Origin of the sequence: Hymenobacter roseosalivarius DSM 11622, from assembly GCF_900176135.1 — a bacterium.
Lineage (GTDB): Bacteria > Bacteroidota > Bacteroidia > Cytophagales > Hymenobacteraceae > Hymenobacter > Hymenobacter roseosalivarius.
This window is the reverse complement of record NZ_FWWW01000100.1, coordinates 55670-70234: the sequence shown is the minus strand read 5'-3', so window position 1 is coordinate 70234 and position 14565 is coordinate 55670. Positions and strand designations below refer to the sequence as shown.

The window sequence follows — 14565 nt, the reverse complement described above, 5'->3', positions numbered from 1 at the left end:
GAAGCCCAACGACGGGCGTATCTTTGGGCGACGCAAGGTAGGCGTCTTTTGAGAGAAGTGAGAGCGGAGACCGGAGAAGTGAGCCTTTACGTTCTAATAGCCTTCTCTCTGAAAAATAATCTCACCTTTCCAATCTTCGCTTTCACTTCTGAAAATAGAAAATGAATCCCGTCAGGCCCAAAAAACACCTCGGCCAGCACTTTCTGGCCGACCCTAATATTGCCCGCGACATCGTGGACGCTTTGCGTCTGCCCGACGGGGTAGCCCATGTGCTCGAAATTGGCCCCGGCATGGGCGTACTCACGGGTAATCTGTTGCAGAATCCGGCTTACCAGACGAGTGTGGTGGAAATTGACCGCGAGTCGGTGGCTTACCTGGAGCGTAACTTCCCCGCACTTGGGGGGCGAATTATCTCCGCGGACTTCCTGCGGCAGGATCTGAGCCAGCTGTTTCCGGGTAAGCCGCTGAGTATCATTGGCAATTTCCCCTATAATATCTCCACCCAGATTTACTTTCAGGTGCTGGCTCACCGCCAGCAGGTGCGCGAAGTGATAGGCATGCTGCAGAAGGAAGTAGCGGAGCGCATCGCCGAACCGCCGGGCTCTAAAGCCTACGGCATTCTGAGCGTGCTCTTGCAGGCGTACTATACCGTGGAAATGCTGTTCGCGGTGCCGCCCCACGTATTCGTGCCGCCGCCTAAGGTACAGTCGGCCGTCATCCGCCTCACCCGTAATACTACCGAGCGGCTGGATTGCGACGAAAAACTGTTTTTTCGGGTGGTAAAGCAGGCTTTTCAAACTCGCCGCAAAACCCTGCGCAACGCTCTCAAGCCGTTCGGTTTGCCCCCCGAGGTCACCGCTGATCCTATTTTCGATAAGCGGGCCGAGCAGCTGGGCGTGGCTGAGTTCGTAGGCCTGACGAAGCTGGTGGAGCAGCAGAATGAAGCGGAGGCTCACGCAGAGTCCTGAGCAGATTGATTATTTATTGTCCGACGAGTGTATCTGCTCCCTGGTTTTTCTCTATAATCGGGGTCAATGGATACGTGTACTTCTAAATTGAACCCCTTAACACAGCAGTAAATAGTAATTATTCATGTCTCTCTGTCTCGTCGTCGACGACCTGCATCCTTCCTGGCAAAGCCTGTTTCAGGAAGCCGACCTTATCACCCACTACCGCCCCGACCTGATGGCGGCTGAAGTGCCCGCGGCGTTGGCGGCGCATGCGTACGAGGGTTTAGTAGTGCGTGGCAAAGTGCGCGTAACGGCTGCTTTGCTGGCCCACGGACCAGCGCTGCGCTACGTAGCCCGCGCCGGAGCTGGCGTGGATAATATTGATGAGGCAGCAATGAGAGCGGCGGGCGTCACGCTATTGAATGCGCCCGAAGGCAACCGCGACGCGGTAGGTGAATTTGCGTTGGGCCTGTTGCTGGCTCTCTTGCGCAACATTCCGCGGGCTGATCAGGAGGTTCGCCAGGCCATCTGGCAGCGCGAGGCCAATCGGGGCGAGGAGCTGGGGGGCAAAGTTGTCGGGATACTAGGCTACGGAAACATGGGCCGCGCCTTTGCCCAACGGCTCATGAGTTTCGGCTGCACTGTATTGGCCCACGACAACGATTCTGCCTGCCTGCCCGACCACAACGCGACGCTCGTGACCCTGCATGAATTGCAGCAGCGGGCCGAGGTACTGAGTCTGCATATTCCGTATTCAGTACTCAATCATCACTTTGTAAATGAGGCGATGCTGCTGGCTTTTCGCAACCCCATCTGGGTGCTGAATACGGCGCGGGGCGAGGTGCTCGATCAGGCGGCCCTGGTGCGCGGCCTGCAAAGTGGGCAGGTGCGCGGGGCGGCCCTCGACGTGCTCGAAAACGAAAAGCTGGCTACACTCACGCCAACCCAGCAGGCTACTTTTGACTTCCTGAAAAATGCCCCCCAGGTACTTCTTTCGCCTCATATCGGCGGCTGGACCCACCAGTCGTACCAGCACATCAATGAGGTGCTGGCCCAAAAGATAGGAGCCTTTCTGCGGCTTGCGCCCCGGCGAGGGTAGCGGAAATTGGGCGGGATTCGTATATTTGTCTTAAACCTGTTGGGGAGAACGGTTGGCTTTGCCGACCGTTCTTCTTGTTTTTTAGCTTACCACCCCACCGTCATGGCCACTGTTAATTATTACACCCCCGAGGGCCTGCAAAAGCTCAAGGACGAGCTGCAAGACCTCAAAATCCGCGGCCGGGCCGCGGCGGCCGAACAGCTGCGCGACGCCCGCGACAAAGGCGACCTAAGCGAGAATGCCGAATACGACGCGGCTAAGGATGCCCAGGGCCACCTGGAGCTGAAAATCTCCAAGCTCGAAGAAGTTATTGGCAATGCCCGCCTGATCGATGAGTCGAATATAGATGCGAGCAAGGCCTTGATTATGAGCAAGGTGAAGCTTAAGAATCTGAAAAATAACATGGTGCTCGACTACACGCTGGTAGCCGAGGAAGAAGCCAACCTGGCCGCCGGCAAGATTTCCGTGAAGTCGCCGATTGGCAAAGGCCTGCTAGGTTTATCCGTAGGCGACGTAGCCGAAATCACGGTGCCCGCCGGCAAGCTGCAATTCAAGATTCTGGATATAAGCCGGTAGAGTTGAGAAGTGAGAAGTAAGAGCTGAAAAGCAAAGAGGTGAGACTATAACTGGTTTCACCTCTTTGCTTTTCAGCCAGGCTCGTACACCTTCACTCCAAAGTCTCCGCGCTTTGGATATTTGCTCTACTCTCTCGCTTCTCACCTCTACTGTCTCGCTTCTAACTTCTCACCTCTCATATCTCATGTCTAAATCCATCTTTTCTCGTATCGTTTCGGGCGAGCTGCCCGCCTACAAAGTAGCCGAAGATGCTGACCATCTGGCCTTTCTTGATATAACGCCGCTGGTTGAAGGCCACACGCTGGTCATACCGAAGCGGGAGGTGGATTATATCTTCGATTTGCCCCCCGCCGAGCTGGCAGCCCTGCATCAGTTTGCCCAGCGCGTGGCTCAGGCGGTGCGCGAGGCGGTGCCCTGCAAGCGCATTGGCGTGGCGGTGATTGGTCTGGAAGTGCCGCACGCGCACATTCACCTGATTCCAATGAACCGGGTGTCGGATATGAATTTTGCCAATCCTAAAATCAAAGTAGCGGAAGCACGGATGAAGGAGCTGGCCGCTGCTATCAGCGCCAAATTGCCCCCCGAAGGGGAAACTGGCGCAAAAGGCCAAGCCACCGAGCCAGCGCCGGACTCTAAAGCAGCGCGGGAGACGAGCAGCGCCAAAATGCCCCCCAGCGCCGCCACGGCTGCCCCAGCATCTGATGCCGCAACGGACCAGCTGCAAGCCATGACCAAAGGGCTGTTTTACATGAGTGAGTCGGATGCGCCGCTGGAGGCCGTGAGCTACGCTGCTCCCGAAGGCGAGTTGACTGATGCCGCCTTGCTGAAGCTGCTTGGTCAGCCTGCCGGCGCACCAGTAGAGACCAAGGAGCTAACGGTGTTTTTGCGCAACCATACGGCCGACAACGGCGTGCTCGGCAATGTAGATTTAGCCAACCGTTACAAGGCCTTGCAGATGTTTATGAAGCAGGAGCTGCAGGACACCAAAGTGTATCGGGTAGGCGAAGGGCCACAGATTCAGGCATTTGCATTAGGTAAAACCGAAGACGGAAAGCTGGCCGGATTCAAAACCGTACTGACGGAAACCTAGGAAACAACTTCCCGGAATTGAACCTCTTCCTACCTGATGAGATACTACGTTTCCCTTCTGAGCGCCTGCCTTCTCTTCAGTGAAAGCGGCTTGGCTCAATCGAAAGACATTTCAAAACCCGTTCAGAAAGCGCTGAGCAGCGTAAGTGCTGATAACTACAAGGCCCATGTGCGGTACCTGGCCGACGACAAGCTGCAAGGGCGGCTGCCGGGCACGCCAGGCTATCAGTTGGCCGTTGAGTACGTCGTAGCTCAGCTCAAGAAAGCGGGAGTAGAGCCGGCCGGCGAAAACGGCGGCTACACCCAGCAGGTGCGGCTGCGGCGCGCTTTCACCGAGCCAGCTGCCACGATGCAGCTGCAAAACGCCACCGGTCAGGCTACTACTCTAAAGGCGGGCGAAGACTTTGTTTTGTACCCGAATCCTGAAGTGCTCCGCACGACCATAGCAGCTGCTCCTTTGGTCTTCGCGGGCTACGGCATCAGCGCCCCGAGTCTGGGCTACGATGACTACGCGGGCCTCGATGCGAAGGGCAAAGTCGTGGTAGTGACCAGGGAGGAGCCAAAGCAGTTTGCGGCCGCCGTTCGCCTCTACAACACCGATGTATTAACCATTCTGCAAACGGCCGCCCGGCACGGAGCCGTGGGCGTACTGCTGGCTTTTCCAAAGCCCACCGCCCGGCTGCCCAACTTCAGTAAGGGCCAGGTGAGTGTGCTGGGGCCTGATGGCAAGGTAAGTGTGTCGCGCAGCTACGCCGGGGGGCAAATTCAGGTGTTGGGCGCGGTAAATGCGGTCACTTTTCACCAGCTGTTTGCCGGCGCTGCCACCGATACCGCCAGGGCCTTCGCCACGCTGCGCGCTGGCCGGCCGGCTTCGGGGCCGCTGCTGCCGCGCCTGAGCGCTACCCAATCCTCGCGCTATCTGGACGTAATCAGCTACAACGTAGTAGGCAGAATAACAGGTTCCGACCCTCAACTGCGTAATGAGTACGTGGTACACAGCGCCCACCTCGACCACTTGGGCATCGGTGAGCCCGTGCAGGGCGACTCGCTCTACAACGGCGCGCACGACAACGCGACGGGCGTGGCCAGCCTGCTCGGAATTGCCAGTGCCTACCAACACCTCAAGCAGAAGCCCCGACGTTCGGTTCTCATAGTGGCGGTGACGGGGGAGGAGATGGGCCTGTTGGGCTCCGCGTATTTCGCCCAAAACCCCACGGTTCCCAAAGCGCAATTAGTGGCCAACATCAACACCGACATGCCGACCATAATCGCGCCCTTGCTGTCGGTGGTGGCTTTGGGGGCCGAAAACTCGTCGCTGGCCGGACCGGTGGCTGAGGCCAGCCAGGCGCTGGGCCTGACGGTGGAGGCCGACCCGGAGCCCGCTCAAAACCGCTTTATCCGCTCCGATCAATACAGCTTCGTGGCCCAGGGCATTCCGGCCCTGCACATTAAATACGGCGACAAAACCGCCGACGGCCGCAATAACCACAGCGAGCAGGTGCAAGCCTGGCGGGCCAACTATTACCACAAGCCCCAGGACGACATCAACGGCGTATTCGACTTCGAGGCCGGCAAAAAATACGTCCAGCTGAATTTTCTCATTGGCTATTTAGTGGCCAATGATGCGCAACGCCCTACCTGGAATCCAGGTAATTTCTTTGGCCAAAAGAAGTAGCGCCAAGCTCCAGCCTGGCGTTACAGATTGGTCCGGCCAGCCAAAAGTGTGATACTCAGCCCCATCACGGCAATAATTGAGAAGGAGATTCGCAGGCTGGTAGCGCCGGCCACCAGCCCGATGAGGGGCGGCCCAATCAGAAAGCCCAGAAAGCCCACCGTGGACACCGCCGCCAGCGCCACGCCCGGTGACATAGCCGTGGAGCGCCCCGCCGCCCCGTACACCAGCGGCACCACCGACGACACGCCAAAGCCCACGAGCAAAAAGCCCCCCAGCGCCGGCCCAAGCTGGGGCAGCAGCACGGCCAGCAGCAGTCCCGAGGCCGTAAGCAGGCCGCTGAGCTGCAAGGTGCGGGCGCGGCCGAAGCGGCTCGTGAAGCGGTCGGCAACGAAGCGGCCAGCGGCCATCGTACTCATGAAGGCAGTATAGCCCGCGCCCACCCAGGCTTTTTCGGCCAGTACTACTTTGCGAAAATATACCCCGCTCCAGTCGAACATGGCCCCCTCGCAGATCATGGAGCAAAAGGCAATGAGACCCAGGAGTAGCAACGACTTATCGGGCCAAACGAAGATGGGCTGATCGGCGACCTGGCCGTTGGCATCGGTGGGCAGTACGTGACGGCCGGCCACCAGCACGCCCGCTACGATGAGGCCGGTAATCAGGGCAAAGTGAGTTAGCGGATCAATGTTGTAGCCAATCATGGCCGTACCCACGGCCGCACCCACAAAGCCCGCCAAGCTCCAAAGACCGTGGAAGGAAGCCATGATAGAGCGTTTGTAAAGGGCTTCCACACCCACGGCCTGGGTATTGATGGCGATGTTGAGCATGTTGGCCGCGAGGCCAAAGAACACCAGGCAGCCCACCAGCTGAGCCGGCGTAGCCGCCAGCCCCAGCGTGAGCAAAGTGACAGCGTACAGCAGCGCGCCCACCAGTGCCACCCGCCGGCTGCCTTGCCGGGCCACCAGCCAGCCCGACAGCGGCAACGACAGCATCAGGCCCACGGGCAGCGCCAGCAGCACCAGCCCGAGCCCGGCATCGGAGAAGCCCATACGCTGCTGAATGGTCGGGATGCGCGAGGCCCAGCTGGCAAAGCACAGGCCCTGCAAAAAGAAAATCGCGCTGACGGCCATTCTATGGACACGCGGCGAAGTAGCCTGGAGAGAAGTTTGGGCAAGCATAAGCACAGAAAAATCAACTCCAATAAACCCTGCGGCAGGAAATCGGGGAAGAAGACAAATAAAAAGCCCATAACGCGTCGGCTGACGCATAATGGGCGGGATAACAAGCGAAATAGGCAGGGAGGGCACGGGACGAACGAGCCGCGCGGGCTGGTTCGGGGCAAAGATACGGCGTAGTGAAGGAAGAGTTGCCTGGACTGCTACCGAAGGCGAGCCGTCGGGACTGCCAAGCCCGACATTTAGCCTGCAAATCCAGCGGGTGCCGTATACGCTGCTGTACCCTACTTCATTTCCCGCGTCCTCCTATGCAGCGAATAGCCATCTTATTCCGATACCTGCTGGCCGCCGTCGGTACGGCGGCTTTGCTGCTGACCCTGCTATCGGTGGGGCCGGAGCTAGTGTGGTGGATTCAGGTGCTCAACTTCCCTCGCTTACAGCTGCTGCTCATTCACGCGGTGGTGCTGGTTGGGCTGCTGGCTGTGGGGGGGCAACGGCACCGTGGGGCCCGCCTGCTGCTAGTGCTCGGCACCGGCGTGGGCCTAGCCCTGCAAGCGTCTTTTATTCTGCCCTACACCGTGCTGGGGAAGAAAACCGTCCCGGACGCCCGGCCCGCGGTGGCCGATAGCCGCGCCTTTCGTCTTCGTTTGCTCGTGATCAATGTGCTCATGCATAACCGGCAGACCGCGCCGCTGCGGCAGCTGGTACAGACTACCCGGCCGGATGTGCTGCTGGCCTTGGAAACCGACGCCCGGTGGGCACGGGAGCTGCGGGAGCTGCGGCCGCTCTACCCGTACCAGCTGGAGCTGCCGCGCGATAATACCTACGGCATGGTCCTGTACTCTCGCCTGCCGCTGGAGGGGACGCGGGTGAAATACCTGGAGCACCCCGGCGTACCTTCAATTCACACGAGCCTGCGTCTGCCCGATGGCCGCCTCATTGCCTTCCACGGCGTACACCCCCCGCCCCCGGTGCCTCTCGAGTATCTGAAAGATAAGACGCATTACAAGGAAGTAGCGCTGCTGAAAGTAGGCGATATGGTGCGGCAGACCCAGCGCCCCGCCATTGTCGCCGGCGACTTCAACGACGTATCCTGGTCTTTTACCACGCGTATGTTCGAGGCCGGCGGCAAGCTGCGCAACGTGCGCCTGGGGCGCGGCCTTTACAACTCGTTTCGCGCGACTTCCCTCATTATGCGGTGGCCCCTTGATCATATTTTCGTGACCAGGCACTTCCAGGTCGCCGAGCTGAAGCGTTTGCCCGGTATCGGCTCCGACCACTTCCCCATTTATGCCGAGCTGGTCCTCAACGAACCCGCGGCCCCCTAAGCGTGGCCGTTACGGGGCGATGCGGAGGCAGGCGTTAGCGTGTGGAGCTCGTATCTACCCGCGCTTCCAGCCGGTCCTGAGCTTCGGGGGGCAATTTGCTGAGCAAATCAAGGCCGGTAGCTTCTTCGATAGCATCGACCGACACGCGGTAGCGGCTCCAGTCGGGGCTGACGGACTGGTCATTGGGGGTATCTACGGCCAGCACGCGGGCCTGCCCGGCGGCAATGCGATGCAAATCATCGGTGCCTTCAGGCAGAATGACCAGCACCTTCCACACCCGCGCCGGCACCGTGATGCGGCCCTGGTCGATGGTGGTGGCGAGGCCGTTGAGGCCGGTACCGCCCTTGCCGTAGCTGCCCATGATGATGTAAACCTCCTGGCCTTGGTCTACCAATCGCCGGCCGTACTCCTCCAGTCCCGCCCAGGTGCGCTGGTTGTTGTTGGCGGCCTGGGGTATCATGTTGGTCGTCAGGAAGGTGGCCGAGTTGTCGTCCAGGTCGGTGGTGCGGTCGGCGGAGGGGCAGTTGTGGCCCCGGTCGAAGCCCGAGCCCAGGTAGCTGCCGGTGGAAACCTGGTAGAAGCCGCGGGGCAGGGCCGGATCGGGGCGAAAGTCGTCCTGGCGGGGGGCGCTGCCCAGCCAGGCCCGGTTCAGGTGCCAGCTTACCCAGTTCGGGATGCCCCGGCCGGCGTTGTAGCTCATGGCGTACTGAGGCCTGGTGAGCAGGTAATTATTGGGGGTGCTGATGCTGCTGGTGGCCCCGCTGGGGTTGCCGAGGGCCATGTTGTCGTCGCGACTGACCACGATGGCCGAGGGAGGCGGAGTGTCCGGCGCGGGCGGAGCGGTAGGCGGTGCGGGTGTGGTGCCGGCCGCCGTCAGCAAAGCAATATCATCCAGATTGAGGCGGGTGTTGCCGCCGTCGGTTTTGCGAATCTCCAGCCGCAATTTGCCCCCCGGAATCACCGCGAAGGTATTCGCAACCAGGCGCGGGCCGCTGGCGCGCACAGCCTGGCCGGCGCGCTGGTACTGGCGGCCTCCATCCTGACTTACCCACAGCTCCCAAGTGCTGGGCGCATCGTCGCCGTAGGCCGCGCTGCTGACGCGGATAGATTGGGTGCCGGCCGGCGCGTCGAAGTTCATGCGCAGGCGGCCCCGATTCCGCAGGCGCGCGGCGCGCGTACCGTTTTTGTGGTCGGCGGGGGCCGCGCCAATCAGCCCATCGGTGAAGTGCCAGGAGCCGGAAGGCAGTGCTTCGTCGGCCTCGGCGTAGGCGCCTTTGCTGCCCGTCTCAAAGGTTTCGAGCAGAGCCGGCCCTGCCGACTGCACCGGAATGGCTGGCGGACCCGTTGGAGTATAGGTGCCGGTGGTTTCGGGTGTTTGCTGGGAGCACGCCAGCGGTGCCAGGGTCAGCAGCAGGCCAGAAAACAGGAGGGAAGCAGATAAGCGCATAGCTGGGGGGCTTTTTTGGAGCTACAACAATACAAAGAAGCCGTGTAGAGACGCGTATTGGCTTCGCCGACCTTCGATTCGCGTCTCAATCGTTGAACGACTGGAGCCACACCATGCTACTCATTTAAACAATATCAGCAACGATCAGACGCGAACCGAAGGTCGGCGAAGCCAATACGCGCCTCTTCGTCGTTCTTTAGATATTCAAATAAATCGATACTTTGAGGGCATGAAGAAACTACTCTGCCTCGGCTTATTATTCTTATCCATTCAAGCGGCGCAGGCGCAAACCGCTGCTACTCCGGCGGCGCGGCCGGTGGCCAGCAAAGACGATGACACCATGGTACTGACCCTCACCGATACGCCCGAAGCGAGCTGGCGGCGGCTGGCGCAGATATTGGTGCAGCGGGGCTACAGCATTCAGCACAGCGACAAAGACTTGCTCACACTTTCTACCTACGCGCTGTATAAGCCGGGGGTAAGGGTAAACAGAGTAGCGGGTACGGTGATAAATGGCGCCCTGATCGTGCGTATGTACTGGGGTGCCGCTAGCGATACGGGCGGTGGTCAGCCATTGCTCGCCCGCCGCAAGCACGACGGCTGGGGTGAGCTGGTAGCCATTGGCCGGGAGTTTGGCGGCGCGGTTAGCTACACGGCTACTACTATCGACTACTGAGGCCTCGGGCGGGGCCAAAATGCCCCCCGGCGCCCTGCGCGGTCACTCGGCCCCGCCAAGTGATTGGGCGGGAGCTACCTCGACATAAGCAACTGAACATTCTCCGCGATGATGCGCAACACCTTCGCGGTGTCATTCAACACTTCCTCATTGGAAAAGCGGAGAACCAGAAATCCGCACTCCTGTAGCTCATGGGTGCGACCAGCGTCGTAGTCAGCTTGGTCGGCGTGGATTCCGCCATCTACTTCTACAATAAGCCACGCGGCCAGACACACGAAATCGACGATAAACTGTTTGATGGCGTGCTGCCGCCGGAAGCGTACGCCCAGCTGCGCCCCGCGCAGCGTCTGCCACAAATGGTCCTCGGCCGGCGTGGGCTGCCGACGGTTGACGCGGGCGTATTCCTTCAGGCTCTTGGTCCAGCGCTTCGCATCCGTCGTGTACATGCGGTAAGGGTAGTCGGGCTGGTCGGCGGGGGCTTCGTTCATGCGGGGGACCTCACCCCCCGGCCCCCTCTCCTCGGGGAGAGGGGGAGCCACGTCGGCGCGGATTTTTATTTAGGGAAGTAAAAGGTCAATAGTAAGGCAGTAGAAAGTCAATTTAAGTGCCAACAGTCAGTAATTGACGTCAGGCTCCCCCTCTCCCCGAGGAGAGGGGGCCGGGGGGTGAGGTCCCCGCCCGCGCCTCAAACAGCCAGCAGGGCGACTTCTTCCGGCGTGAGGCCATACAGGGCTGCCACCAGCGCATCGATCTGCTGCTCCAGCGGCTGGGTATTGGCGGTGGGGGCGGCGGCTTTGGCGGCCAGCACCTGCTTCACCAGCGCCACGATGGGCGCCTGCTGCTCCGCCGTGGCGGCGGGAATGGGGAGTTGGGTTAGAGTAGGTGCCTGCATTGCAATTGCTCCGCCCGCCATTTTAGAAGCAACTTGATTAATGAAAAACCAGGCCGGAGAAGAGTTCATTACGCCCAAAAGGAAATGGTCTCCTTCAGGAATTATAAAAGTTTTGTTGTTTGAGAATAGGCCAGAGATATCGTAGGCGAACGACTGATAGGTGGCTATTTCTTGATAAATAATCTTTGGCTTCTTGAAGTCCTTCACATATTCCGAAGCATATCTACTCAAAGCAAACCAAGCAAACCTTCCACTCAGCACTTCTGAACGGTTAGAAAGTATTTCGTAATGTTTAAATAAGTGAGTTTTAATAGATGGGTATAAATCAAGCTTGAAAGTCCAAGGAACATAGATTAAGTATTTGTCCGCTTTGGGCATTTGATATCGCTTGATGTCGCGGCCAGCCAGAAAAGGTTTAATAAACTCAGCAGCATTAGGGTCTTCGGCAATCAATGCGTCTTTAGTAGCGGCATCAATTACAAAGGCTTCGTTTGAACCTGTCTTGATTCCAGAATAAATTTTGCCCCCCACATACTCGCCCAGCGGCGTGCCGGCGCTTCGCAGCTTCTCCAGCAGCGCCTGTACCTGGGGCGCGGCGAGGCTCCAGGCTTCTTCGGAGAGGCGGGCGGTGGGCATGTCGGCTGCCGCCGCCTGCACTACTTCGGGGAAGCGGGTGAGGTCGGAGCCGAGGGTGGTCAGCTCGGCTACGCGCACGGTGGCGGCCTGGGGGGATTTTTGCACGCTCAGGATGTTGGGGTAGGTGGTGGCCTCCGGAAACACGGGCAGGTCGCCGAAGTCGAGCAGCTCTTGCAGGCGCAGCGTGGGCTGGAGCAGGTAGCGGCGCAGGGCCTGCCCATAGCCGGCGCGCAGCCATTTGTTGTTGGTGATAAACGACAATTCGCCACCGGGGGCGAGCAGGCGCAGGCCCAGCTCGTAGAAGTACACGTAGAGGTCGGCGGTGCCGGCGCTGGTCTCGTAGTGGGTTTTGAGGTAAGGCTTGAGCTGGGGCGCCAGCTCCTCCTGCCGGATATAGGGCGGGTTGCCCAGCACCGCATCAAACCCCCGAAACGAGCCATCGGGGCTGAGCACCTCCGGAAACTCGAAGCGCCACTCGAAGGCGTCGCGGTAGAGGGCGCCCTGCTCGCGCTGCTGGCGCTCGGCTTCCAGCTTGTCGAGGTTGAGTTGGAGCGTGGTGCGGCGGGCCCAGCCATCTTCCTCCGTGAGGCGGGACTTGCCGAAGAGGTCGGGCTTCTGGTCCAGCTCTACCCGCAGCAGGTCTTCCCGGGCCCGGCTGATCTTTTTCAGTAGCGGGTCGTGGCGCTGAATATCGGTGCGAAACTGGTCTTTGAGGCGCTGGAGGTAATCCTGTAGTTCCTGCTTGGCCTCGCGCCCCCTGGCCGAAAAAAAGCCCCCCACGGCCCGGCGGTAGGCCGCCAGGGAGAAATCCTTGCGCCGAAACACCTCCGTCAGGTCGGCCTGCAAGGGGTAGCGGCTGATGAGGGAGTTGCCGGCGCGCACGTTCAGGTCGAGGTTGGGCAGGGTTTCCAACTCACGGTAGCTGCTTTCGGGCGTGTAGTAGGCGTGCTTGAGCAGCTCAATCCAAAGCCGCAGCCGGCAGATGCGCACCGAGTTGGGGTTCAGGTCTACGCCGTAGAGGCAGTGCTCTATCAGGTGGCGCTTTTCGCGAAAGAGGGCGCTTTGCAGGCGGGTATGGTCGCGGCCCACGCGGCGGGTCTGGGTAGCCGCGTCCCAGGTGGCGCGGTACTCGAAGAGGGTATCGTCTTCGTCGGAGGTGACGGCCAGCTCGTCGCGGGCCACCGTGAGGCGGTAGCGCAGACGCTTGCCCTCGTCGTCGAGCAGCAGCCCCAGCTCACTCTTGATGGCCAGCAGCTCATTCAGCGCCGACACCAGAAAGTGGCCCGAGCCCACGGCCGGGTCCAGCACGCGCAGCTCGTTGAAGGCCGCGCTGAACTCAGGGCGCTTTTTGAGGTCGTCGTCCAGCCGCTCGCGCAGATCGGCTACGGCTTCAACGTGCCAGCCGTAGCGCTCGTTGAAGTGGCGCACCACGGCCCGGCGCAGGGTGTGGCGGCACATATACATGGTAATGAAGCCGGGCGTGTAAAAAGAGCCGTCGCGGTAGCCGCTGATCTTCTCGAAGATAAGCCCCAGCACGGCCGCCGAAATCAGCGGCCGGTCGTCGTCCTGCACCGCCTCGGAGCCTTCGGAGGCAAAGTCGTAGGCATCCAGAAAGCGCAGCAGATACGTGAGAGCCGAGGGCGCCGGGCCGCCCGCCTCCTGGCGCAGCACCGAGCGGCTAGCTTTGCCCTTGCTCAGCAGCGGCAGCGGAATCATATCATCGAGCCCCGAGATGCGCAAAGTAAGCCGCTCCAAAGCGCTGGGCTCAAACAGGGAGGAATTCAGGTAAGGCACATGCGGATAGAGCGTAGCTTCGGGCTCCTCGCGCTCCGGGGCAGGCCGGTTGAGGATGCGGTAAAACAGGCGGTTGAGCAGGTCGTACTCTTTCAGCTGGGCGGGGTCGAGAAACCGAAACGGCTGCTCCGGGCCGGGCGCGTGGTAGCGCCGCAGCTGCCCCTCCAGCAGCTTCAGAAACAAGAGCCGCGATACCCAAGTGAGGCACAAGGCCAGCGCCACGCCTTCGGCCTGCTGCTCGGGCGCGTCGCCGTAGGTAGCCAGCTCGTCGGGGGGCAAATTGCGGAGCATATCCTCGGCCCGGAGTTGCACCAGGGCATTTTCGAGCAGGGAGCCGCGCTGTCGCCGCTCGGGCGCGCACCGCTGAATGAGCTTGCGGCCCTTGTCTTTCACTTCCTCCAGGCCCATGAGGTACAGCAGCTCCTCGTAGAAAGCCCGGTTCAGGGTGTTGGCGTCCTGGGCGAAGGGCTCCTTGAGCAGGTGCGGGGCGGAGAAAACCTTGCTCAGCCACAGCAGGCCCCGCTCGCCGAGGCCGGTGCGCTGGCCTTTCTCGTCGCGCGGATCGAGGGTGAAATAGGTAAAGCGAACCTCCGTTTCGAGCTTGTCGAGCAGGGGCTGGGCAATGTCTCTGTAAAAGAAATCGGTGCTGCCGGCCGTGGTCTGGCCCTGCTTGAACTTCTGAAAAGCCCCCCGCGCAGCTCACTATACTTCCAGAACACCCGGTGAAACTCGTGGGCATCGAACACAAACCAATCGTAGCCGGTGGTAATAACAAGTTGGCGCAATTCGGGCAATTGCTGCTCGGAGGTGCGCTCCTGAAAGTAGTACAGCAGCAGCTCGTGCAGGGCCTTGCGGTTGAGGTTGGTAGGCTGCACCATCTCGCCCTTATTTTTCTGGTGCTTCAGCTCAAACAGCACCCCAATCGGGTCGGTGGCGGCCGGTCCGGTGTGCATGATCAGGTCGCGCTTTTTCCTGGAATTGAGAAAGTTGTTGAACCCGACCGCGTGCAGAAACCGCCGCAGCGGCTCAATTATATCGGCCTCGTCCTGCTGGGGGTCGAGGTCAGTGAGCAGCTGGCGGCGGGCATTTTCAAACGTATCGAGGGTGGCGCGGGCTACTTTCTGGCGGCGGTAAGCTAAGTCGAGGGCCTGGGAAGGCTGCTGGGGGGCTACTTTCATAGGGGGAGCAAGATACGGTTCGTGGCCAGACCTTTTAGCTTGTTCTGGCG

11 protein-coding genes and 2 pseudogenes are annotated in these 14565 nt (G+C 60.4%); 7 read left to right on the top strand and 6 right to left on the bottom strand.

The genetic code is table 11. The annotated features are described in order from the left end of the window. The first annotated feature begins 161 nt into the window (after positions 1-161). The 5 genes from rsmA to B9A24_RS19670 all read left to right on the top strand — a co-directional run bounded on the left by rsmA (position 162) and on the right by B9A24_RS19670 (position 5389). Positions 162-968, top strand: a complete 807-nt coding sequence (gene rsmA / locus B9A24_RS19690; RefSeq protein WP_084447733.1) for a 16S rRNA (adenine(1518)-N(6)/adenine(1519)-N(6))-dimethyltransferase RsmA — start codon at positions 162-164, stop codon at positions 966-968. A 124-nt stretch (positions 969-1092) separates the two neighbouring features. Continuing rightward, the gene (locus tag B9A24_RS19685; RefSeq protein ID WP_084447732.1) at positions 1093-2049 is read left to right on the top strand and encodes an NAD(P)-dependent oxidoreductase; all 957 of its coding nucleotides are present in this window, start codon (positions 1093-1095) and stop codon (positions 2047-2049) included. Positions 2050-2151: 102 nt separating this feature from the next. Next, complete coding sequence (gene greA, locus B9A24_RS19680; RefSeq protein ID WP_084447731.1) at positions 2152-2625, top strand: transcription elongation factor GreA; 474 nt, start codon at positions 2152-2154, stop codon at positions 2623-2625. 184 nt (positions 2626-2809) lie between these two features. After that, positions 2810-3715, top strand: a complete 906-nt coding sequence (locus tag B9A24_RS23130; RefSeq protein ID WP_084447730.1) for a nuclease A inhibitor family protein — start codon at positions 2810-2812, stop codon at positions 3713-3715. 36 nt (positions 3716-3751) lie between these two features. Continuing rightward, on the top strand, positions 3752-5389 hold the full coding sequence (locus tag B9A24_RS19670; protein WP_084447729.1) for a M28 family peptidase: 1638 nt from the start codon (positions 3752-3754) through the stop codon (positions 5387-5389). 20 nt (positions 5390-5409) lie between these two features. Here the strand turns inward: B9A24_RS19670 and B9A24_RS19665 are convergent, their stop codons facing one another. Beyond that, positions 5410-6567 (bottom strand): MFS transporter, encoded by a 1158-nt coding sequence (locus B9A24_RS19665; protein WP_084447728.1) that lies wholly within the window; start codon positions 6565-6567, stop codon positions 5410-5412. A 305-nt stretch (positions 6568-6872) separates the two neighbouring features. Between B9A24_RS19665 and B9A24_RS19660 the strand changes: the two genes are divergently transcribed. Beyond that, on the top strand, positions 6873-7892 hold the full coding sequence (locus B9A24_RS19660) for an endonuclease/exonuclease/phosphatase family protein (RefSeq protein ID WP_084447727.1): 1020 nt from the start codon (positions 6873-6875) through the stop codon (positions 7890-7892). A 34-nt stretch (positions 7893-7926) separates the two neighbouring features. On the opposite strand, the gene B9A24_RS22850 is transcribed toward B9A24_RS19660, so the two are convergent. Beyond that, positions 7927-9339, bottom strand: a complete 1413-nt coding sequence (locus B9A24_RS22850; protein ID WP_084447726.1) for a DNA/RNA non-specific endonuclease — start codon at positions 9337-9339, stop codon at positions 7927-7929. A 229-nt stretch (positions 9340-9568) separates the two neighbouring features. On the opposite strand from B9A24_RS22850, the gene B9A24_RS19650 reads away from it, so the two are divergent. Next, entirely contained in the window at positions 9569-10015 is a 447-nt protein-coding gene (locus tag B9A24_RS19650) for a hypothetical protein (RefSeq protein WP_084447725.1), read from the top strand. 74 nt (positions 10016-10089) lie between these two features. On the opposite strand, the gene B9A24_RS19645 is transcribed toward B9A24_RS19650, so the two are convergent. From B9A24_RS19645 to B9A24_RS19635, 4 genes and pseudogenes are all read right to left on the bottom strand, one after another. Further along, positions 10090-10554 carry an endonuclease domain-containing protein gene (locus B9A24_RS19645; RefSeq protein ID WP_234997545.1) on the bottom strand — a complete coding sequence of 155 codons (465 nt, stop codon included), beginning with the start codon at positions 10552-10554 and terminating at the stop codon, positions 10090-10092. Positions 10555-10700: 146 nt separating this feature from the next. Beyond that, complete coding sequence (locus tag B9A24_RS19640; protein WP_449404358.1) at positions 10701-13781, bottom strand: type IIG restriction enzyme/methyltransferase; 3081 nt, start codon at positions 13779-13781, stop codon at positions 10701-10703. 69 nt (positions 13782-13850) lie between these two features. Further along, positions 13851-13964 (bottom strand): annotated as a pseudogene (locus B9A24_RS23380) (hypothetical protein); the annotation flags it as partial. A gap of 77 nt (positions 13965-14041) precedes the next feature. Further along, a pseudogene (locus B9A24_RS19635) lies at positions 14042-14515 on the bottom strand (DUF7149 domain-containing protein); the annotation flags it as partial. Positions 14516-14565: the final 50 nt, after the last annotated feature.